The sequence below is a fragment of the Pseudoalteromonas sp. SR45-1 genome (assembly GCF_014163655.1).
GTDB classification, from domain to species: Bacteria; Pseudomonadota; Gammaproteobacteria; order Enterobacterales; family Alteromonadaceae; genus Pseudoalteromonas; species Pseudoalteromonas distincta.
The window spans coordinates 41,245-61,671 of the sequence record NZ_JACJDR010000012.1 but is presented as its reverse complement, the minus strand read 5'-3'; the positions used below and the strand labels follow the sequence as shown (position 1 = coordinate 61,671).

Annotated in this window: 17 protein-coding genes; 10 read left to right on the top strand and 7 right to left on the bottom strand. The window is 38.3% G+C overall.

Features of this window, described 5'->3' with window-relative positions; translation table 11 throughout:
- Positions 1–313 precede the first annotated feature (313 nt).
- The 3 genes from H5089_RS13300 to H5089_RS13290 all read left to right on the top strand — a co-directional run bounded on the left by H5089_RS13300 (position 314) and on the right by H5089_RS13290 (position 3,339).
- On the top strand, positions 314–2,230 hold the full coding sequence (locus tag H5089_RS13300; RefSeq protein ID WP_182712398.1) for an ATP-dependent DNA helicase: 1,917 nt from the start codon (positions 314–316) through the stop codon (positions 2,228–2,230).
- Between the two features lie 9 nt (positions 2,231–2,239).
- On the top strand, positions 2,240–2,941 hold the full coding sequence (tsaB, locus tag H5089_RS13295) for a tRNA (adenosine(37)-N6)-threonylcarbamoyltransferase complex dimerization subunit type 1 TsaB (RefSeq protein WP_182712397.1): 702 nt from the start codon (positions 2,240–2,242) through the stop codon (positions 2,939–2,941).
- Positions 2,942–3,009: 68 nt separating this feature from the next.
- Complete coding sequence (locus tag H5089_RS13290; RefSeq protein ID WP_007580633.1) at positions 3,010–3,339, top strand: hypothetical protein; 330 nt, start codon at positions 3,010–3,012, stop codon at positions 3,337–3,339.
- Between the two features lie 95 nt (positions 3,340–3,434).
- On the opposite strand, the gene H5089_RS13285 is transcribed toward H5089_RS13290, so the two are convergent.
- Positions 3,435–4,724, bottom strand: coding sequence for an alkaline phosphatase (locus H5089_RS13285; protein WP_182692913.1), 1,290 nt, complete (start codon positions 4,722–4,724; stop codon positions 3,435–3,437).
- A 409-nt stretch (positions 4,725–5,133) separates the two neighbouring features.
- Here H5089_RS13285 and H5089_RS13280 point away from each other — a divergent pair, with 409 nt between their 5' ends.
- The 3 genes from H5089_RS13280 to rnd all read left to right on the top strand — a co-directional run bounded on the left by H5089_RS13280 (position 5,134) and on the right by rnd (position 8,935).
- A complete protein-coding gene (locus tag H5089_RS13280) occupies positions 5,134–5,985 on the top strand; it encodes an alpha/beta hydrolase (RefSeq protein WP_182712396.1) in 852 nt (283 codons plus the stop codon).
- Positions 5,986–6,100: 115 nt separating this feature from the next.
- Positions 6,101–7,753 (top strand): long-chain-fatty-acid--CoA ligase FadD, encoded by a 1,653-nt coding sequence (gene fadD, locus H5089_RS13275; RefSeq protein WP_182672373.1) that lies wholly within the window; start codon positions 6,101–6,103, stop codon positions 7,751–7,753.
- Positions 7,754–7,804: 51 nt separating this feature from the next.
- Positions 7,805–8,935, top strand: coding sequence for a ribonuclease D (gene rnd, locus H5089_RS13270; RefSeq protein ID WP_182681952.1), 1,131 nt, complete (start codon positions 7,805–7,807; stop codon positions 8,933–8,935).
- A 323-nt stretch (positions 8,936–9,258) separates the two neighbouring features.
- On the opposite strand, the gene minE is transcribed toward rnd, so the two are convergent.
- Genes minE through minC form a run of 3 tightly spaced genes read right to left on the bottom strand, consistent with a single transcriptional unit; the run spans position 9,259 to position 11,043 of the window.
- Positions 9,259–9,522, bottom strand: coding sequence for a cell division topological specificity factor MinE (minE, locus tag H5089_RS13265; RefSeq protein WP_004334706.1), 264 nt, complete (start codon positions 9,520–9,522; stop codon positions 9,259–9,261).
- A 1-nt stretch (position 9,523) separates the two neighbouring features.
- Positions 9,524–10,333 (bottom strand): septum site-determining protein MinD, encoded by an 810-nt coding sequence (minD, locus tag H5089_RS13260; protein WP_004334708.1) that lies wholly within the window; start codon positions 10,331–10,333, stop codon positions 9,524–9,526.
- Between the two features lie 5 nt (positions 10,334–10,338).
- Positions 10,339–11,043, bottom strand: coding sequence for a septum site-determining protein MinC (gene minC, locus H5089_RS13255; protein WP_182712395.1), 705 nt, complete (start codon positions 11,041–11,043; stop codon positions 10,339–10,341).
- A gap of 155 nt (positions 11,044–11,198) precedes the next feature.
- On the opposite strand from minC, the gene H5089_RS13250 reads away from it, so the two are divergent.
- Complete coding sequence (locus tag H5089_RS13250; protein ID WP_008134235.1) at positions 11,199–11,486, top strand: YcgL domain-containing protein; 288 nt, start codon at positions 11,199–11,201, stop codon at positions 11,484–11,486.
- Positions 11,479–12,495: a lytic transglycosylase domain-containing protein gene (locus tag H5089_RS13245; RefSeq protein WP_182712394.1), complete on the top strand. Its 1,017-nt coding sequence runs from the start codon at positions 11,479–11,481 to the stop codon at positions 12,493–12,495. Before H5089_RS13250 ends, H5089_RS13245 begins: the two co-directional genes overlap by 8 nt.
- A 40-nt stretch (positions 12,496–12,535) precedes the next feature.
- Here the strand turns inward: H5089_RS13245 and H5089_RS13240 are convergent, their stop codons facing one another.
- Positions 12,536–13,081 (bottom strand): GbsR/MarR family transcriptional regulator, encoded by a 546-nt coding sequence (locus H5089_RS13240; RefSeq protein ID WP_024596846.1) that lies wholly within the window; start codon positions 13,079–13,081, stop codon positions 12,536–12,538.
- A gap of 205 nt (positions 13,082–13,286) precedes the next feature.
- On the opposite strand from H5089_RS13240, the gene adhP reads away from it, so the two are divergent.
- The gene (gene adhP / locus H5089_RS13235) at positions 13,287–14,297 is read left to right on the top strand and encodes an alcohol dehydrogenase AdhP (protein WP_182712393.1); all 1,011 of its coding nucleotides are present in this window, start codon (positions 13,287–13,289) and stop codon (positions 14,295–14,297) included.
- 138 nt (positions 14,298–14,435) lie between these two features.
- Here the strand turns inward: adhP and H5089_RS13230 are convergent, their stop codons facing one another.
- Together H5089_RS13230 and H5089_RS13225 are read right to left on the bottom strand one after the other, a co-directional pair.
- Positions 14,436–16,856 (bottom strand): TonB-dependent siderophore receptor, encoded by a 2,421-nt coding sequence (locus H5089_RS13230; protein WP_182712392.1) that lies wholly within the window; start codon positions 16,854–16,856, stop codon positions 14,436–14,438.
- A gap of 218 nt (positions 16,857–17,074) precedes the next feature.
- Positions 17,075–18,352 (bottom strand): amidohydrolase family protein, encoded by a 1,278-nt coding sequence (locus H5089_RS13225; RefSeq protein ID WP_182712391.1) that lies wholly within the window; start codon positions 18,350–18,352, stop codon positions 17,075–17,077.
- A gap of 154 nt (positions 18,353–18,506) precedes the next feature.
- Here H5089_RS13225 and H5089_RS13220 point away from each other — a divergent pair, with 154 nt between their 5' ends.
- A complete protein-coding gene (locus H5089_RS13220) occupies positions 18,507–20,348 on the top strand; it encodes a DUF885 family protein (protein WP_182712390.1) in 1,842 nt (613 codons plus the stop codon).
- Positions 20,349–20,427 lie beyond the last annotated feature (79 nt).

Sequence of the window (20,427 nt, the reverse complement as noted above, 5' to 3'; positions counted from 1 at the left end):
TTTTAACGACACACGAAAAAGAGGATTATAAACCCGCGTATGGTACTCCTGTAATATTTCAGAGTCACAGTTTTTATGCCTAAATATAGCTTTTAATACGGATTATTTTTAGTAAGAGTTAATAGAAAATTAGGCTTTGTAAATATTGTCATTATTAAATTAAATGTACGTTATAAATACACAGTGTATTGTAATATCGAATGATTAATCTCACTATTAAAGTGCGTATTAATTCGTAAAGTAAAAGTGGGTTTTATAATTACTTGCCCTTAATGCTTTGCTTACGTAAAATCCCGCTATTATTTATTTTAAAGTGATTGGTATTATCAAACAGCTGTTTAGTGCAACCGGGCCTTTAGCGTTATCTTTAGATGGGTATACGCCTCGCCAACCACAAATTGATATGGCAGTAGCTGTTGCGGATGCATTAAAAAACAGTTCGCAATTAGTTGTTGAAGCAGGCACGGGTACGGGTAAAACATTTGCATATTTAGCCCCTGCACTTAAGTCAAAAGGGCGCACGATAATATCAACAGGTTCTAAAGCTCTACAAGAGCAGCTTTATCACAGAGATTTACCGCAACTAGTTAAAGCTTTAAGTGCTTCAAAAAAAACCGCCTTATTAAAAGGGCGCGCCAATTACCTATGCACCTACCGACTTAATCAACATGTTGCACATGTACCTACTGACGACTCCGACGTAATGCATCAACTAGCTATGGTAGCTAAGTTTGCAAGCGAAACACAATCGGGCGATTTGGCCGATTGTATAGGTATAGAAGATGATGCCAAAGTACTGCCTTATGTAAATTCAACAGCCGATAATTGTTTAGGTAAAGAGTGTCCAGATTTTCAAAGCTGTTATATACGCAAAGCACGTTTAACTGCGGCCGATGCCGATGTGGTTGTAATTAATCACCATTTGTTTTTTGCTGATATGGCTGTAAAAGAAAGTGGCTTTGCTGAACTTATGCCAAAAGCCGACGCATATATATTTGATGAAGCCCATCAGTTAAGCGAAATTGCCAGCGATTACTTTGGTGAAAGTGTTAGCACTAAAAAGTTGGTAGATTTAATTAATGATTTACGTGCTATTTATAGAGCTGAAATTCCCGATATGCTGCAACTTGGTAAAAGCTTAAACAAGCTTGAGACAAGCGTTGCTGATTTACGTTTACAATTTGGTGTTGATGGCAGCCGTGGCGATTGGCGAGAAAAACTAAGCGATAAACAAATTTGCTCGGCGCTCCATCGTGTGATCAGTGATTTAGATTTTGTTTATCAAGTACTCAAGCTTTGCCTAGATAGAAGCGACAAAATTGAGCATCCATTTGAACGTGCACTTGCGTTTAAAGGGCAGTTAGAGCGGGTTTTTGATACAGCCCAAACCGGCTTTAGTTATTGGTATGAAACAACGCGCCGTTATTTAACAATTAATATAACGCCATTGAATGTATCTGCTAAGTTTGCTCAAATGATGCAAGACACGGGCGCAGGATTTGTATTCACTTCTGCAACACTTTCGGTTGATAACAAACTAGGGCATTTTAATGCAAGCCTAGGTTTAAAGCCAAAACAAAGCATGATGGTAGATAGCCCATTTGACTACCCTAATCAGGCGCTGCTGTGTTTACCTCGCTACTTACCCGAATCGCATGCTGATAATATGCCACATGCAATTGTAAAACTAACGCTTGAGCTTATAAAATCAGCACAAGGGCGTTGTTTTGTGTTATTTACTAGCTATCGAATGATGCACTTAGTGGCCGAAGGGCTAACTACACAAATAGACTACCCAGTTTATATGCAAGGGCAAATGTCTAAGCGTATAATTTTAGAGAAATTTACTCGCCATGGTAATGCGGTATTACTCGGCACGGCTTCTTTTTGGGAAGGTGTCGATGTACGCGGCAGTACATTAAGTTGTGTTATTATAGACAAATTGCCATTTGCAGCCCCTGACGATCCATTGCTACAAGCTAAAATGCAAGATTGCCAAATGCAGGGAAAAGACCCTTTTTCACACATACAATTACCGCAGGCTGTAATTGCGCTAAAGCAAGGTGTAGGGCGTTTAATTCGAGATAGTAAAGACAAAGGCGTACTTGTAATATGTGATAATCGCTTAGTTACACGCCAATATGGCCAAGTATTTTTAAAAAGCTTACCACCGATGCGCCGCACGCGAAGCTTAGAAGATGCCAATACATTTTTAAAACAAATTAATTAGAGTACTAAAATGATCAAAAGTAATATCCTTGCCCTTGATGCTTCAACTGAAGCACTTTCAATTGTTTTACATTACCAGGGCCAAACGTTTCATCATTTTGAAGAGTGTCCGCAGCAGCACAGCCAAAAAATACTTCCACTTGTGGATGAACTTTTAACTAAAGCAAACTGTAAATTAAAAGACTTAGACGTAATTGGTTTTGGCCAGGGGCCAGGTAGTTTCACCGGTGTACGTATTAGTGTTGCTATAGCGCAAGGCTTAGCGTATTCAACTAATTTGCCGCTTGTTGGTGTGTCTACACTGGCTACTATGGCTCAACAAACGTTTGAACAAAAAGGCAGCCTGAGTGTTTATCCAAGTATAGATGCGCGTATGGGGGAGATATACTTTGCACATTACCAAGCGCAAAATAATCTAATGCTTTTAGTTAACCAAGAATGCGTTATAAAACCTGATTTACTAAATAATGACTATATAGCGACCACTGAGCCATCTGTAGCTGTGGGCACGGGCTTTAAAACCTATCCTGATGCGCTAAATGACTTTGAAAACGTGACAATTAATACTGATATTACATTGCCTGATGCGCGTTATATATTAGCGCATGTTGAAGCCGCGTTTTTAGCGGGTGACGTTGTAAAAGCGAGTGACGCTCAACCTAAATATGTGCGCGATACGGTAACGTGGAAAAAGCTACCAGGGCGTGACTAATCATATTATTTGCAAATTGGTTGTTTTTAAATCATAATTTTATACAATATTAAGGTTGGAGACGCGTAATGACGCTGCCTATTGGTTCAGGTTTTTTTACCGGGGATATTCCGGGTAGGGTTAGCCCTACTAAAGTTGTTACTAATAAACCACAGAGTTTATTAGACCAGCCGGCTGCTCAAAAAACGAATACCGATTATGTAAAAAGCAGTGTCGAGGGCGTCGAACTAGCTAATCAGCTGTTTAAAAGCAGTGCTAAAAGCAATGAATACAGCCAAACAATTTACGACCAACCGACAGCTCAAGTAAGTAAAGCGATTTCTACTTATACTGAATTTGCTAATTTAGAACGTAGAGCCGAAGTACAAAATTTAATAGGCGTTGATATATACGCTTAAAGCTTAATTGAGCGCTTTAGATAAATACAGCGATAAAATTCAATAAAAAGCCCGAACATGTGTTCGGGCTTTTTGTGTTCAAAACGAGGTGAAATTTACTGCTCAATAAAGCCAATCAGCTTATCTGCAATATCAGTATTATTTTGTGAGCCGATAAATTGCTCACTGCCTTTGCCATAGGCAAATACTTGAACGTCTACAGCGGTGTGTCCGCCAGTTGTCCAGCCAGTAAAGCTTGCATCACTAATAATACTTTTAACAGCTAAATTAAGCGCTTTTTCGCCCATTTTTTTAGCTTGCTCAAGTTTGATTTGGTTTTCAGTTGTAAATTCAATATTGGTGTTAGCAGTCCATACTGGTTTTAAGTCTTTAGACTCCATAAGTTTGTCTGTTAACTTACTAGCCGTTGCCTTAACACCTTTAATTACGTCTGTTTCCCATTTAAATTGGCCGTGCGAACCAATAGTTAAGCCGCCCGTTGAATGATCGGCTGTAACTACAAGTATAGTGTCTTTATTTTTATCAACGTACGCTTTTGCTTTTTCGATTGATTTAGCAAAGTCGTCCATTTCAGCCATCGCACACGCTATATCGTTAGAGTGACCACACCAATCAATTTGGCTGCCCTCAATCATCACAAAAAAGCCTTCTTCATTCTGGTTATCTAGTAAACCAAGCGCTTTAGATGTTAACTGAGTAAGGCGAGTTGGGTTCATATCAAGGGCAAATGGCAAGCCTTTGCTTGCATACAAACCTATGGCAGGTATTTGTGTAATTTGTCCCAGATTATTAATATCGTCACCGTATTGGTAACCTGCCGCTTTAAATTCTTCAACTAAATTACGGTCGTCACGAATAAAATATTTAGTACCGCCACCTAGCATTAAATCAACAGGTAATTTACCAGCAATCTTATTATCAATATAATCGTTGGCAATATCATCGTAGTTGTAACGAGATTCATTGTGAGCTGTAAAGCTAGCAGGTGTTGCATGGTTTATTTGTGAAGTTGCTACAAGCGCTGTTGTCATACCGCGCTCTTTTGCCATTTCAAGCATGGTTTTAACTGGCTTTTTATCTGTATCTACAGCAACTGCACCATTATAACTTTTATGGCCGCTACTAAGCGCTGTAGCACCCGCAGCGCTGTCTGTTACATAAGTATGGTCATCAGGGTAGGTGTGAGCCATGCCTTTTAAAATAGTGTCAAAAACCGTGCCTTCTACTTCTTTTGTTGCAGGGTCATCTTTAAAATAGCGATAAGCCGTAGTGTAAGCCGGACCCATGCCGTCACCAATCATATAAATTACATTTTTAGGTGCTGATTCTGCGTAAGCACCAGAAGCGGTGCATAAAAGCGCTAATAAGCTGATCTGTTTTTTCATGGTTGTACCTTATGAGTGTACCTTATTTAATAGCCGCTGATATTGTATACAGATAGTATGATAAATAAATGAATATCTAAGATATTTATAATTTAGGGTTATATGAATAGAATTGTAGTTAACGCTGTTAGTTCTATTTATTTAAATTATACTGGTTATAGCTTAACTACATATGATGCTATCACCTTTTAATTGTTCAAAAGGCATACAAAGCAAATATATTTAAAAAGATCAGCTTATTTTTTTTGTAATTAAGCTTATGATATCGTTTAAATTTTATTTTATATTTTTTACTTTCTTTAGAACATCAAGATAATTAAATAGCGAATTTGGCACCATTTTCTCGGTTAGTGGTCTGACAACTTGTATGCTATAAATAATGATGCTCTAAATTAATAAAGGACTTGCCGTGCAGCCATTTAATATTGAAACCAATAACTTGAATATTCATGGCTTAAAAGTAGGTTCTGGGGATGAAATAGTAATAGCGTTGCATGGTTGGTTAGATAACTGCCACAGTTTTATACCAATGTTAAGTAAAGCTAAGCCAAAGCACACTTGGTACTGTATTGATTTTGTCGGGCATGGTTTATCATCTTGGCGAAGTGATGATGCACATTATTATTTTGTTGATTATATTGATGATGTGTACCAACTTATTAATGCGCTTGGTGTTAAAAAAGTGCATTTAGTTGGGCATTCGATGGGAGCCATGGTTGCAGGGCTTTTTGCTAGTTGCTTTGGTGATTATGTAAAATCTGTTACCTTTATTGAGGGGATTGGGTGTGTTACAACTCCCAGCGAAGGCGTATGTGAACAGCTAAAAAGTGCAGTATTAAATAGAGCGCGTTTAAAAAATAAGAAGCAGAGAGTTTATAAATCGAAAGAGCTTATTTATGAAGCACGTGCTCAAACAACCGATTTGAATAGTGAGCTTATTGCTCTTTTAATGCAGCGAAATATAAAATCGGTTTTAGATGGTTATACATTAACAACTGATCCAAAGCTTAAAAATCACTCAGGTTTTAGGTTTAATGAGGCGCAATGTATTGGTGCAATAAAAGATTTAATTGCACCGTGCCAATTAATTTTAGGTAACGAAGGTTATTCGTTTGTAAAACAAAATCTGGCAAAGTATATTAGTTATTACAATAGCTTAAAGGTAATTAATGTAGATGGTGGGCACCACTGTCATATGCAAAGTAGTGAACACTGTTTTGAGCATATTCAAGACTTTATGCTGCAAAATGGTGCATGTTAATTGTAAGTTTACGTAAAATGTGGGATTATTCCTCCATTAGAGTATTTGCTCAATTGTTAAAGCGCCTTACTTAGATTAAGGTTAATAAAAATATAATTATAAACAGGGGCTAAGAGTGGAAAAAATCTGGCTTAAGCGCTACCCAGAGGGTATGCCTGAAACAATCGATCCTGAGCATTACAACTCGTTACTCGAAGTGTTCGAAAAAAGTTTTACTGACTACACCGATTTACCTGCATTTACTAATATGGGTAAAACGCTGTCTTATAGCGAAATAGATACAGCAACAAAAAAAGTTGCTTCCTACATTCAAAATGATTTAGGTCTTAAAAAAGGCGACAAAGTTGCCGTAATGATGCCTAACTTACTACAAACACCAGTCACCATTTTAGGTATTTTACGTGCAGGTTGTGTGGTTGTAAATGTTAACCCACTTTACACTGTGCGTGAGTTAGAGCATCAGTTAAAGGATTCTGACACTACCGCTATTTTCATTTTAGCAAACTTTGCTGACACACTTGAAAAGTCACTTGCACACACTGATGTTAAACACATTGTAGTAACGCAAGTAGGCGATATGGTTGGTGGGCTTAAAAAGCACATAGTCAACTTTGTTGTTAAGCACATTAAAAAAATGGTGCCAAAGTTCAACTTACCAAACACAATTAACTTTTCAGACGTTCTAGCTGCAGACGAAACTAAATATACACGTCCTGAAATGAGCTTGTCCGATCTTGCTTTTTTACAGTACACCGGTGGCACAACAGGTGTATCAAAAGGGGCAATGCTGAGCCATGGCAATATGGTTGGTAACCTTGAGCAAGTTTCAGGCTGTTTAGACAAAGTGTTAAATCGTGGTACAGAAGTTGTTGTTACCGCTTTACCGCTTTATCATATATTTGCTTTAACAGCTAACTGCCTGACGTTTATGAAGTACGGTGGTTTAAATATATTAATCACAAATCCACGAGATATGCCTGGGTTTGTTAAAGAGCTAGGTCAGCATAAATTTACAGCTATTACTGGTGTTAATACGTTATTTAACGGTTTATTAAACACACCAGGTTTTGCTGAACTTGATTTCAGTCATTTAAAAATGTCACTTGGTGGCGGTATGGCCGTGCAACGTCCTGTTGCTGAAAAGTGGCAAAAAGTGACTGGCTCAAAATTAATGGAAGGCTATGGCCTTACAGAATGTTCTCCATTAGTAACTATTAGTCCTTATGATTTAGAAGCATATAACGGCTCTATTGGTTTGCCTGCGCCTAATACTGAGATTAAGCTAATACTTGATAACGGTGAAGAGGCCGCTAAAGGTGAACCGGGTGAAATGTGTGTGAAAGGCCCGCAGGTTATGGTGGGCTATTACAATCGACCAGATGCAACAGCTGAATGTTTAAAAGATGGCTGGTTTGCAACAGGTGATATTGCAACTTATGACGATGAAGGTTTCTTCTTTATTGTAGATCGCAAAAAAGACATGATCATTGTATCTGGCTTTAATGTTTTCCCTAATGAGATTGAAGAGGTAGTGGCTATGCACGAAGGTGTGCTTGAAGTTGCTGCTATTGGTATTCCTCACGATGTAAGTGGTGAACAAGTTAAAGTTTTTGTTGTTAAAAAAGACCCTTCTTTAACTGAAAAAGATATAATAAGTCACTGTCGTGATAATTTAACTAATTACAAGGTCCCAAAACTGGTAGAGTTTAGGGATGAGTTACCTAAAACTAACGTAGGTAAAATACTCCGAAGAGCCTTGAAAGATTAGCAACCTATAAAAAAGCCGACATATGTCGGCTTTTTTATTGTAGGAGATTAAGTGCAATACCAATTGATCGAAACCCAAAATCAACTGAACACTTTTGTTGAACAAATAAAAAATAAGCCTATTTTAGCTATTGATACTGAGTTTATGCGTCGTCGCACTTTGTATCCAGAAGTTGCACTTATCCAAGTTTTTGATGGTGAGCATTTAGCGCTTATCGATCCGTTAGCTGAGCTCTCATTATTCGATTTTTGGGAAATACTAAAAGATCCTAGTGTTTTAAAAGTACTGCATTCTCCTTCAGAAGATATTGAGGTTTTTCAAAAATACGCAGGCTTTGTTCCATCCCCACTTTTTGATACACAATTTGCGTTGCAGTTACTTGGGGAAGGTAACTGTATGGGCTTTGCCCTTATGGTAAAAGAGTTGCAAGGTATTGAAATAGATAAAAGTGAGTCACGCACTAACTGGCTACAACGTCCGTTAACTAAAAAACAGTTAGATTATGCTGCTGCAGATACTTTTTACTTATTGCCGTGTTTCGAGCTGATTATAGAGCGTATTAATGCCGCTGGGTTCTTTGACATTGTAATAAACGAAAGTGAATTGATAGCTAAAAAACGTGCGTTTCAAACACCAGACGAGCTTTTATATAAAGATATTAAAAATGCATGGCAACTCAAACCGCACGAACTTGCGGTTTTAAAAGAACTTGCTGTATGGCGCAGAAACAAAGCCATTAAGAAAAATTTAGCGCTAAATTTTGTGTTAAAAGAACATAACATGACTGAAATTGCCAAACGTGGTCCTTCAAGTTTAAATGCTCTACGTCAAATTCCAGGAGTTGAAGCTATTGAAGTTAATCGCTCTGGTGTAGATATAATCAAGTGTATTGAAGTTGCCAAAGCAGTACCAGATGCTGAGCATCCTGAAGTACTTAAGCGCTTAATTGATTTTCCTACTTATAAAAAAGTAGCCAAAGATATTAAACAAAAGATCACTAAAGTCGCTAAAGAGCACAATATACCAGAAGACGTTATGGCCTCTAAAAAGCAAATTAATCAATTGATTAGTTGGAATTGGAAGTTAACTAATGAGCAAAAACAAAGCCATATTAAGCCTGATTTATTAAGCTCTTGGCGCTATAACTATGTTAAAGACGCTTTAAAAGAATGGGATACTTAAGACTAGATATTTTTTTTACTGTGTAATACTTATACCAATCCGCAATAATACTTAATCATTTTACGGCGCTAAACGTGTCGTTACCTGTGTTAAAAAATCTCATTTAGAACAACTAAATAGCGATTTTTTTGCCTAGCTATCAACACGTTTTTCCATCCTCAAAATAGATCACTTAATTAAGCGAATTGGTATTATCTATAATTTTTGTGTTACATAGTGAAAAAGTTTTAGTTGCATGCAAGGGATTAAAACGTAGATATTTAGAAAGTTATTAAAAAGTAAATGAAAATAAAGAGGGCGCTTATAAAGCGCCCTTTCTTCAATTACTTCTTTTCTTCATCAGGTAGTGTAACGTTTAGCTCAAGTACGGCTAAATCGTCTTCGTTTTGATCAAACTGAACCTGAACTGCATCGGTACTTACGTTCACGTATTTACGGATCACATCTAAAATATCTTGTTTTAATTGTGGTAAGTAATCCGGCGTTCCTCGCTGAGAACGCTCGTGCGCGACAATGATCTGCAATCGCTCTTTTGCTAGTGACGCACTGTTTTTCTTTTCTGAGCGGAAGTAGTCAAGTAAAGACACGTTAACCTCCAAAAATCCGTTTAAATAAGCCTTTTTTCTCAACGTCTAAGAAGCGAAAATCGACGGTTTCACCTAGTAAGCGGTTAATTGCATCAGAATAAGCTTGGCCTGCATCAGATTCTGTATCCAATATAACAGGTTGGCCTGAGTTTGAAGCACTTAATACCGCTTGCGATTCAGGAATAACCCCTAATAATGGGATTGACAGAATATCTTGCACATCTTCTACCGATAGCATTTCACCTTTTTCAACACGACCAGGGTTATAGCGTGTTAATAGTAAGTGTTCTTTAATATTTTCTAGGCCTTCTTCAGCACGTTTTGATTTGCTGTGTAAAATACCTAAAATACGATCTGAATCTCGAACTGACGACACCTCTGGGTTTGTTGTAACAATTGCTTCATCAGCAAAGTACATCGCCATCATAGCGCCAGCTTCAATACCTGCTGGTGAATCACATACTATGTAATCAAAGTCTTCTTTTAGTTCATTTAGTACGCGTTCAACACCTTCACGTGTTAAAGCATCTTTATCACGAGTTTGTGAAGCAGGTAGTAAAAATAATTTATCTACACGTTTATCTTTAATAAGCGCTTGGTTAAGGTTTGCCTCACCATTAATTACATTTACAAAGTCATAAACAACGCGGCGTTCACAACCCATAATTAAATCTAAGTTACGTAAACCAATATCAAAGTCGATAATAACTGTTTTATAGCCTTTTAACGCTAAGCCTGTGCCAATTGCAGCACTTGATGTTGTTTTACCAACACCGCCTTTACCTGAGGTAACGACAATTACTTTTGCCATGAGATTTATCCTTTAACCAAAGCTGAAATTTCTAATGATTCGTCTTTTTGTTGTATTTGCACTGCATTTCCCCAATGTTCACCTTGTAGCGAATCACTGATCCAGTAATTACCATCTATTGAAACCAGCTCGGCTTCAAGTTTTTGGCAAAAAATGTGTGCTTCTTTAAAACCTTTTGCGCCTGCAATAGCGCGACCGCGTAGCGTGCCATAAATATGCACATTCCCATCGGCAATGACTTCCGCACCATGGCTAACTGCGCCAAGTACTATCAAATCTCTATCTTTTGCATAAACTTGTTGTCCAGAGCGAACTGTACCGCTGATAATTTGCGCTGGTAAATGCACCGTTTTTTCTACAATCGATGTATTGGGCTCTTGTTTAACAGGTTCGCTCTTAACGTCTTGTGAATAATTTAAAACAGATAAGCCAGCAGACTTTGCTTGAGTATGTTGCTCATCTGAGCCATTACACACACCAACTGGATTAAAACTCATTCGCTCGATTAATGATTTTAAGTGAACAAAATCAAGTGAACTGTTTTTAATTTCAATTAAATTAACGACAATAGGCGCACCCTCAAAAAACTTAGGGGCCTGGGCTATTTTTACATACAGTTGTTCTGCTAAAAGGTTTATATCAGTACTATAAAGATGCAAAACTGATAACGTAAAAAGATTCCCTTTTAACTCAAAAATTTGGTCCGACATACACGCTCAATTGATTTGTCTGATTAGAAATTAATTTTAGATAAACGTAGGCTGAATAGGGCCTTTATTGAAATTTCTAATCTAATTTTTCTAACTTATTATTACTCTCATGTTATAGTGTGCGGCATTGTTAAGCAAGAATTTATAGGGCCATAATGCTCACTGCAGTATATAAAAGTAAGAAAAAAGCGGATACGTTCTTATTTGTTGAAAAAAGAGATGATTTTAGCAAAGTTCCGGAACCTTTGATGACTATGTTTGGTCAACCTGTTTATGTGATGATCATCAATTTAGCAAAACGTGAGCATTTAGGTGGGGCAGATTTAGAAACTGTAAAAGCAGCGTTATCAAATCCTGATAAAGGCTACTACTTACAAATTCCACCACCTGAGCAAAATTTGCTAAGCCAATTACGAAAAGACAATGGAGTTGATAGTGATTAAAAAACTTATCGTTATATTATGTGGTGTATGTTTAAGCTCACCTGTTATGGCAAAAACTCAGGCTGAATTTCAAGATTATTTAGCGAATTTAAAGCAAGAAGCTATCGCAAAAGGTTATGAAGCCAAACTTATTGACGATGCGTTTGCAACAGCAACGTATAAAGAAAAAGTGGTTTCGGCTGACAAAAACCAGCCAGAAGTAAAAGAAACCCTTGAAACGTATTTACCAAAACGTGTACCACAATGGAAGATTGACCGCGCACGTAAGCTTTACTCAGAAAACAAAGAGGTACTTGAAAAAGTAGCGAAAGAGTTTGGCGTACAAGCACGCTTTATAGTCGCGCTTTGGGGGCTTGAAAGTAACTTTGGTACAATTCAAGGCGGTCATAACGTTATTTCATCATTAGTGACACTTGCTTTTGATGGACGCCGAGAAGCACTTTATAAGCGCCAACTTTGGGCTGCACTGGATATTTTAAAGTCGGGCCACATAACGCTTGATAAATTTAAAGGCTCTTGGGCAGGCGCAATGGGGCAAACGCAATTTATGCCTACCTCTTTTAATGCTTACGCGGTTGATTACAATAACGATGGTCGTAAAGATATTTGGACTACAAAAGAAGATGCTTTTGCCTCAATTGCTAATTACCTAAAGCAAGAAGGCTGGAATGACTCTCTTACGTGGGGTCGCCAAGTTCAGTTACCTGAAAACTTTGATAGTAAATACGTTTTAGTGCGTGGTACAAAAACTCGCAAGCAGTGGTTAGAATATTGGAACGACTCAGAGCGCTCATTAGCTGATTGGCAAGCACTGGGTGTTCGTAAAGCTGATGGTTCTGATTTACCTAATGTAGACGTACGTGCTGCGCTGGTTATGCCTGATGATATAAATGGACGTATGTACTTAGCGTACGATAACTACAAAGTGTTTATGCATTGGAATCGCTCGTATTACTTTGCTACTAGTGTAGGTTACTTGTCGGATAGAATTGGTTATCCAAAAATCTAATTTTTAAAATATACCTATAAATAAAGCCGCAATTGCGGCTTTATTCTTTTTTGAATATCTTTTCTTTTAGGTCAATAACTTTACCAATTCCAGAACCTAGCTTCATTAGCTTATTAAGTTGCTCTGGCGTTAAACGCTGTAGTTCTGATGACCATTTAGTGACGGTTTCAAGTAGGTTGTGAATCTCACCCATTTGTTTTTGTGCGTAAAGTTCATCGTCGTTACTGGCTTCGTCTAATAAGTTATCGCGTAGTAGTGTTAAGGTGGGCTCAATTTCACGTTTTTTACGTTCTTCAAATACGCGATTTGCCATATCCCAAATATCGCCAGCAGGGGCGTAGTACTCTTTACGATCGCCAGGAATATGCTGTACTTTAATTAACTGCCACGATTGCAGCTCTTTAATGCCCATACTTACATTACCGCGAGAAATACTAAGCGCATCTGCAATCTCATTAGCTGTCATTGGGTTTTTAGTAATAATCAGCAAACCACACATTTGTCCGATCGTACGATTGAATCCCCATCGGCTGCCCATCTCACCACAATGCATTACAAAGGCAAAATTCTTTTCGGATAAACTCATAGCTTAGTAACTTTCAGTAATTTCAGAAAGTAAATGCTATCACGCTCATTATGGATAGCAAGTTCTTAGCAGGCTTATAAGTTAATTTAAATGACTAAAATATGATTTAGATTAATATTTATACATCTATATTAGGATATGTTGTACACAACAATACATAAATAAATCCTTATCTTTAATTTTCTTCACATACGATGGAATGACTATGAAAGCTGCAATTAATACTCAATACAAAGGTAAATTAGAAATAACAGACTTACCAATTCCTGAGGTGGGAATAAACGATGTTTTAGTAAAAATAGCGGCCTGTGGCGTTTGCCATACCGATTTACATGCCTGTCATGGGGATTGGCCAGTAAAACCAAAAATGCCATTAGTACCAGGGCACGAAGGTGTCGGTGTTATCGAAAAAGTCGGAAGCAACATTAAGCACTTAGAAGTTGGCGATAGAGTCGGTATTCCTTGGCTCTATAGCGCATGTGGGCACTGTGAGTTTTGCCTAGATGGTAAAGAAACACTGTGTTTATCGCAGCACAATACTGGCTATTCTATTGACGGTAGTTATGCAGAATATTGTTTAGCGCATGGCGACTACGTTGTAAAAATACCAGAAGAACTCGGTTTTTCTGAGGCTGCTCCATTATTTTGTGCAGGTGTTACAACCTATAAAGCATTAAAAGTATCCGGTGCTAAACCAGGGCAGTGGGTTGCTATTGTTGGTGTGGGCGGGCTTGGTCATTTAGCAGTACAGTACGCTAAAGCAATGGGTTTTAATGTAATAGCTGTTGATACAGGTAAAGAAAAACTCGCGCTTGCTAAAGAGCTAGGCGCAGATATCACCCTCGATTTTAAAGAGGTGGTTCCAAGCGAAGCTATTTTTGAACAAGTAGGTGGCGCGCATGGTGTTGTGTGTACTGCGGTGTCTAAAGCGGGGTTTGAACAAGCCTATCAAAGTGTACGCCGTGGCGGTAAATGCGTATTAGTGGGATTACCTCCAGAGGATATGCCACTTCCTATTTTTGATACTGTGCTTAATGGCATTTCAGTAGTGGGCTCTATTGTTGGTACGCGTAAAGATTTGCAAGAATGCTTGGAATTTGCAGCGCAAGGTAAAGTAAAAGCGATTATTGAAGAAAAACGCTTAGAGGACATTAACGAAATTTTTGATGATATGCTCAAAGGTGAAATTAACGGTCGCATAGTGGTTACTATTTAATTTAGATTAAGCGTTTATAAAACACAAAAAAGCACGGCTACTAAATTAGAAAACCGTGCTTTTTAAGTATTTAACTAACCTGAGCGCTGAAAATAGCTGCTTGAGATAGATTTATTATCCAGAGTTCAGGTTAACCAATTAAAGTGTGTAACTAAAACTTAGTTTTGCATTACGCTCTTCGCCTGGCATACCACCTAAAAACATCGCTTTTGAGTAATACTTTTTGTTGAACAAGTTATTTAAGTTTAACTGCATATGCCATTTATCAGTTGTATACGATACAGCTGTATCGTAAGTCGTGTAACTTGGTACATAACCATCAGGAATCGAAAACGAACTTGAATTAGTACTTCTGTTATCTACAAATGTAATACCACCACTTATATTTACAGCTTCAGGTAAATTAAACATATCTGCGTAGTAGGTTACCCACGTACTTGCTGTTACGTAAGGCACACCTTTTTGGCGTGTGTCGTAACTGCTGCTATTAGGATTACTTTTGTCACGTGCATCTTGATAAATACCGTTTACGTTTACTTTCCATTTATCGTTCAAGTAAGCATTTAAATCAAGCTCAACACCTTTTGTTTGCTCTTTACCATCATAATAGCTTTCAGGTACATCTGAGCCTGATGTTAATGCGTCATAAAGCGGGTTTGCGTATTCTAAATTAGTACGAGAGCTTTCAAATATAACAACAGATGCGAGTAGTTGGTCATCAAATGCTTTAAATCTAAAGCCTAGGTCGTTACTTATAGACTCTGAATCTTCACGGTCAGCTTCGTTACCTGCCACAGAGCCTAATACACTATACGCTGTACGCCCTTTTGAATGATTTACAAATACAGATAAATCTTCAGATGGCTGATACGTTGCACCAAGGTTATACGTTAAGCCAGAATCTGATGTACTCGCTTCAGGTGTTGGCTCTGCACGGCTAGAACTGTAGCGCTCATCAACACCAAAGTGCTCATAAGTTTGCTCAATTCGGTTATACGCCACACCAATACGCGTTGTAAGTTCTTCAGTTATGTAACCAACATGTTGAATGCCTAAGCCCCATGCTTGTACTTTTTTATTGTAGTCACTTGTTTTAAGCGGATCGTAATCTTCAAAGTTACCGGTTGGCCAATTTGGTTTTCTTATATCGTAAATATACGGCAACGAACCTTGGTACGTTACATCACCATCATTGTTTGTGAGTACGTAATCTTGATCCCATATTGAGAATTGTTTAAAACGAATATCTCTATCTTCGTAGTTGGCGTTAACTAGTAATTCGTTATCTACGTCGCCTAACATAAAGTCATAACGTAAATCTAAGAAGTACTGCCATGATTTTTCATCTGCTTCTACTTGGCGGTATTCTTGGCGGCGTGCTGCATACGGGTAAAGTACACCGTCTTCAACTAATGGAGCACGAGGGTCGTTATTAATTATTCCATCGCGTGTTGAATAGACGTAGTTATATGCACCTGTTTGGCGCGCAAAACTTGATGTGTAGTTACGGTACTGTAGCTGCTGGTTTAAAAACAAATCGTCAGTAATGTAATAGTTATGCGTTAATTTAAAACGCAACTCTTCACCTTCGTTAGCATCAGCCATTGGTGAAATAATACCATTTGTGCCAAAGCTATAAGGTGTTAAGCCATCAGATGCTGATAATGAATTAGCAAGTTGGTCGCGTTGTGCATCACTTAACTGTACGCCGCTTCCTGTCGGATCGTTTACTAAATCGGCACCAGTTACTTCATCCGCGCTTAAGCCGTTTGCAGTTTCTGCACTGTAAATACGAATAGGATGACCAATAGAATCAACCGCTATTTCATCTTTTATATAGGCTGCAGAAAGCATGATGTTTTGTCTGTCATTAAGCACGTATTTAAGTGAGGTATAAATTTCGTCGCGATCTTCTTTTAAATCGCGAAATCCGTCACTTGACGCTGTTTTAGCCATAACACGATAAGCTAAATCATCTGTTATAGCGTTAGTGCTATCAAACGATAATGAATAGCTATCCCACTGACCAAGCTCAGCCGATACTTTGTGTTTTTCTTCAAACTCTGGCTTTTTTTCAATTAGGTTAATTACGCCACCTGCGCTACCAATGCCATATAAACCTGTTGCAGGGCCTTTTAAAACCTCAACAGATTCAACATTTGTAAGTGAACGAGTTGGGTTAAATGTATTACCCAGGCCTGCACCACCATACATACCATCGTAGGTGTAGTTTGCATCTAAACCACGAATTACTAAGTTATCACCAATACCGTAATTATTACCTGCTTGTGTTAAGCCACTTACGTTTCTAACTAAATCTTGTAAGCTATCTACACCTTGAGATTCAATCAGTTCTCGGTCAATAATTACTACCGGTGCAGGAGTTTCCATTAAAGACATGTCTGATTTAGTAGCAAGACCAGAGCTCATCACCACGCGGTTTTGCTTTTCGTATACGCTGATGCGTTCAATATCAGGATTAACTTGTGTATTTTGGGCAAATGCCACATTTGCATTTAAACAAGCAAGAGTAATAAGAGAGTACTTAAACGTTTTCATAGAGTGATAACTATTCGCGTTATTGGATTTGCGCGAATGATAATGGTTATTGTTTTTAAAGTGAATAGGAAGTTCATTTTATTTGATTAAATAAAACTGTTCGGATAATTAATAGACAAAAGCGAGTCTAATAGGGGGGCGGTGACCCTTTTATGGCATATTCAATATAGGTGAGAGTTTTATTAAGGCTGAGTAAACTCAGCCTTAATAGCGTGTATTTACAACTGGTTTTTATAAACAACACCTGCTTTCATTACAAAAGGTACTGCCTCTAAGGTTTTAATACTTTTAAGAGGATTTGCTTTTACCGCAATTATATCAGCTGCAAATCCGGTTTTAATTTGTCCTAACTGAGTATCCATTTTTAATAACTTAGCGCTATTAATAGTTGATGCTTGAATGGCTTGTAGTTCTGTCATGCCAAATTCAACCATGCGGCTAAACTGTTTTGCATTATCTCCGTGCGGGTAAATTGCTGCATCGGTACCGAACACCATTTTAACACCCGCTTTTACGGCACGGCTAAAGCTATCACGTTGCCTTTTAGAAACTTGGCGCTCTTTATTTAGGTTTTCTTCGTCTACGCCGTTTTGCTCGCCATAAGTGAGTGTGTATTCGGTGTTATAAATATCCATAGAAAGCCAAGTTCCATACTCTTTGGCAAGCGCTATCGCTTCGTCATCTAAAAAGCTGGCATGCTCTACGCTATCAACACCCGCTTTAATGGCTGTTTTTATACCGCTTGTACCGTGTGCGTGAGCAGCTACTGGTAAATCTCGCATATGGGCTTCATCAACAATGGCTTTCATTTCTTCAAAAGAATACTGCTGTGCACCTACTTTAGTCCCTTTTGAAAATACTCCACCTGTGGCGCAAAACTTAATAGCATTTGCCCCGTATTTAATATTTTCGCGTACTTTTATACGCGCAGCCCATGGACCGTCTGCGACGCCACTTGAAGTATATTTAAGCTCAGGAGGCAGGCGGTTGTTATCACAGTGCCCGCCAGTAATGCCGAGTGATGGGCCTGCAGCCCAAATACGAGGGCCAACTATGTCACCCGCATTTATGCCGTCACGCACGGCTATGACGCTGTAACCTTCTGCGCCAACATTACGTACTGTTGTAAATCCAGCTTCTAAGGTTTTTTTAGCAAAATGAGCCGCTTTAATCGCCATTCTAGGAACTGACTGGCCTAAACGTTCACTGCGCGGCACCGTAGGGTCACTCGTTAAATGCACATGCATATCCATTAAACCAGGCATAAGGGTCAAATCAGGGAGTTGAATATGTTTATCATCTTTAGTTAGCGTTGGTTTTTTATTTTGTTCAACATTAGTGATCACGCCATCATCTATAGTAATTAAGGGCGATTTAATGAGCTTGCCATCTTTAACATCAATCATGGCTTTAGCCGATAGGTATGTAACTGCATGGCTATTAAAAGTGGTTAAGCAAAGTAAGGCAATAGAGGTGCTGAGTAGTTGTTTTTTCATTTTATTTTTCTTTTAAATCATATTTGAATTAATAGAAATGTAACAAGTTCAGATGAAAGTGCAAATTTAATACGATGAATGCAATCTATCGTAATTTCTTTATTAAGCACGGTTTAATGCGCATAATCAAAAAACGATATTAAAAAGGATTATCATGAAATCAATTAAATTAGCATTAGTTGCCAGTGGCGTTATGTTTGCTTTAAGTGGCTGTATGAATACTGGGCTTAGTACAAACACTAATACCAGTACGCAGCTAAACACAGTTAACGCATCGGCAGGTATTGTTTCAGAGCTTTCGGCAGAGCAACAACTCGATGTACTTGTTGCACAGTATTACGATGAATCGCTCACATACAGCCCCATCAGCGCAACGTATAATGGTCGTAACGAGTTTAACGATCAATTTACGCCTGAGATTTCAAAAGAAAATAGAGCTAAAAAAGCGGCTTTTTATAAAAAATATCAACAGCGCTTAAACTTTATAGATAAAGCACAGTTAACAGGGCAATCGCTTTTAAGTTTTGAAATATTAGAGCGCGACCTTGCACTTAAATTAGAAGGCATGCAGTTTCCTGATTATTTACTACCAATTAACCAAATGGCAGGTGCGCATAACACCTTTGCAGGTTTTGGTTCAGGTCAAAGTGCTCAGCCGTTTAATACCGTTGAAGATTACACGGCTTTTATCTCGCGCAGCGAAGGTTTTGTAAAGTGGCTTGCCAGTGTAGAGCGCTCAATGGCGCAAGGCATTAAACTAGGTATTACGTTACCAAAACCACTTGCTGAAAAACTGCAGCCACAATTTGCGGCTCATGTAGTTAAAAATGCTGAAGACTCACTGTTTTGGGGACCAATTAAAAAATTACCAGAATCGTTTAGTGCACAGCAAAAGCAAAAAATTACAGCGCAGTATCGTCAATTGATTATGCAGCACTTAGTACCGGCTTATAAAAGCATGAGTGACTTTTTAGCTAATCAGTATATTCCTAATAGTCGAGAAAGCGTTGGTTATACTGACTTACCAAACGGTAAAGCATGGTATGAATACCAAATTAAGAAAAACACAACGCTTAGTTTATCTGCAGATGAAATTCACGACATTGGATTAAGTGAAGTGTCGCGCATTTTAAGCGAAATGAAAAAAGTAAAAGAAACCGTAGGCTTTAAAGGTGAGCTATCTGAATTTTTTGATCATTTACGCGATTCAGATGAATTTTACTACGACACGCCCGAGGAGTTAATTGCGGCATATGAAAACGTTAAGAAAAAAATAGATGCGCGTTTACCTCTACTTTTTAACATAGCACCCAAAGCACCTTACGTTGTAAAAGCAGTTGAAGCCTACAGAGCGCAGTCGGCAGCAGGTGCATCCTATGCATCTCCGGCGCCTGATGGCTCTCGCCCTGGTATTTTTTATATCAATGCTTATAACTTAAAAGCGCAGCCTAAATTTTTACTCGAAACTTTATCGATTCACGAAGCAGCCCCGGGTCATCACTTTCAAATAGCACTTCAGCAAGAAATAGAGGGCTTACCTGATTTTCGTAAATTTGGTGGCTATACCGTGTTCGCAGAAGGTTGGGCGCTTTACGCAGAAAGCTTAGGCAAAGAGCTAGGCTTATTTACCGACCCTTATATGTGGTATGGACGTTTATCGGATGAGCAATTACGCGCAATGCGTTTAGTGCTTGATACTGGTTTTCATGCAAAAGGGTGGACGCGTCAACAAGGTATAGATTACATGCTTGCAAATTCATCTATGGCTAAAAGTGATGTAATTGCTGAAGTAGAGCGATATATTGCATGGCCAGGACAAGCGCTTTCTTACAAGTTAGGGCAATTTAAAATTCAAGAATTACGTGATTTTTCTAAAAAAGAACTCGGTGATAAATTTGATATTAAAGCGTTTCACACGCAAATATTAATTGATGGCGCATTACCAATGCCAATCCTTGAGGAAAAAATTAAGCGTTGGGTTAAATCTCAAAGCTAATTTGTAGCGCAAAGCCAGTACTTTGAAAGGGTATTGGCTTTGCGCCATTTACAGCAATACGGTAGAATGCGCGCTCTTT

Coding starts and splice junctions, on each gene's coding strand:
- H5089_RS13290 (WP_007580633.1), top strand. CDS start 3,010: ATGACGCTGCCTATTGGTTCAGGTTTTTTTACCGGGGATATTCCGGGT.
- minC (WP_182712395.1), bottom strand. CDS start 11,043: ATGTCGGACCAAATTTTTGAGTTAAAAGGGAATCTTTTTACGTTATCA.
- H5089_RS13225 (WP_182712391.1), bottom strand. CDS start 18,352: ATGAAAAAACAACTACTCAGCACCTCTATTGCCTTACTTTGCTTAACC.
- H5089_RS13285 (WP_182692913.1), bottom strand. CDS start 4,724: ATGAAAAAACAGATCAGCTTATTAGCGCTTTTATGCACCGCTTCTGGT.
- H5089_RS13230 (WP_182712392.1), bottom strand. CDS start 16,856: ATGAAAACGTTTAAGTACTCTCTTATTACTCTTGCTTGTTTAAATGCA.
- minD (WP_004334708.1), bottom strand. CDS start 10,333: ATGGCAAAAGTAATTGTCGTTACCTCAGGTAAAGGCGGTGTTGGTAAA.
- adhP (WP_182712393.1), top strand. CDS start 13,287: ATGAAAGCTGCAATTAATACTCAATACAAAGGTAAATTAGAAATAACA.
- H5089_RS13240 (WP_024596846.1), bottom strand. CDS start 13,081: ATGAGTTTATCCGAAAAGAATTTTGCCTTTGTAATGCATTGTGGTGAG.
- H5089_RS13220 (WP_182712390.1), top strand. CDS start 18,507: ATGAAATCAATTAAATTAGCATTAGTTGCCAGTGGCGTTATGTTTGCT.
- H5089_RS13250 (WP_008134235.1), top strand. CDS start 11,199: ATGCTCACTGCAGTATATAAAAGTAAGAAAAAAGCGGATACGTTCTTA.
- tsaB (WP_182712397.1), top strand. CDS start 2,240: ATGATCAAAAGTAATATCCTTGCCCTTGATGCTTCAACTGAAGCACTT.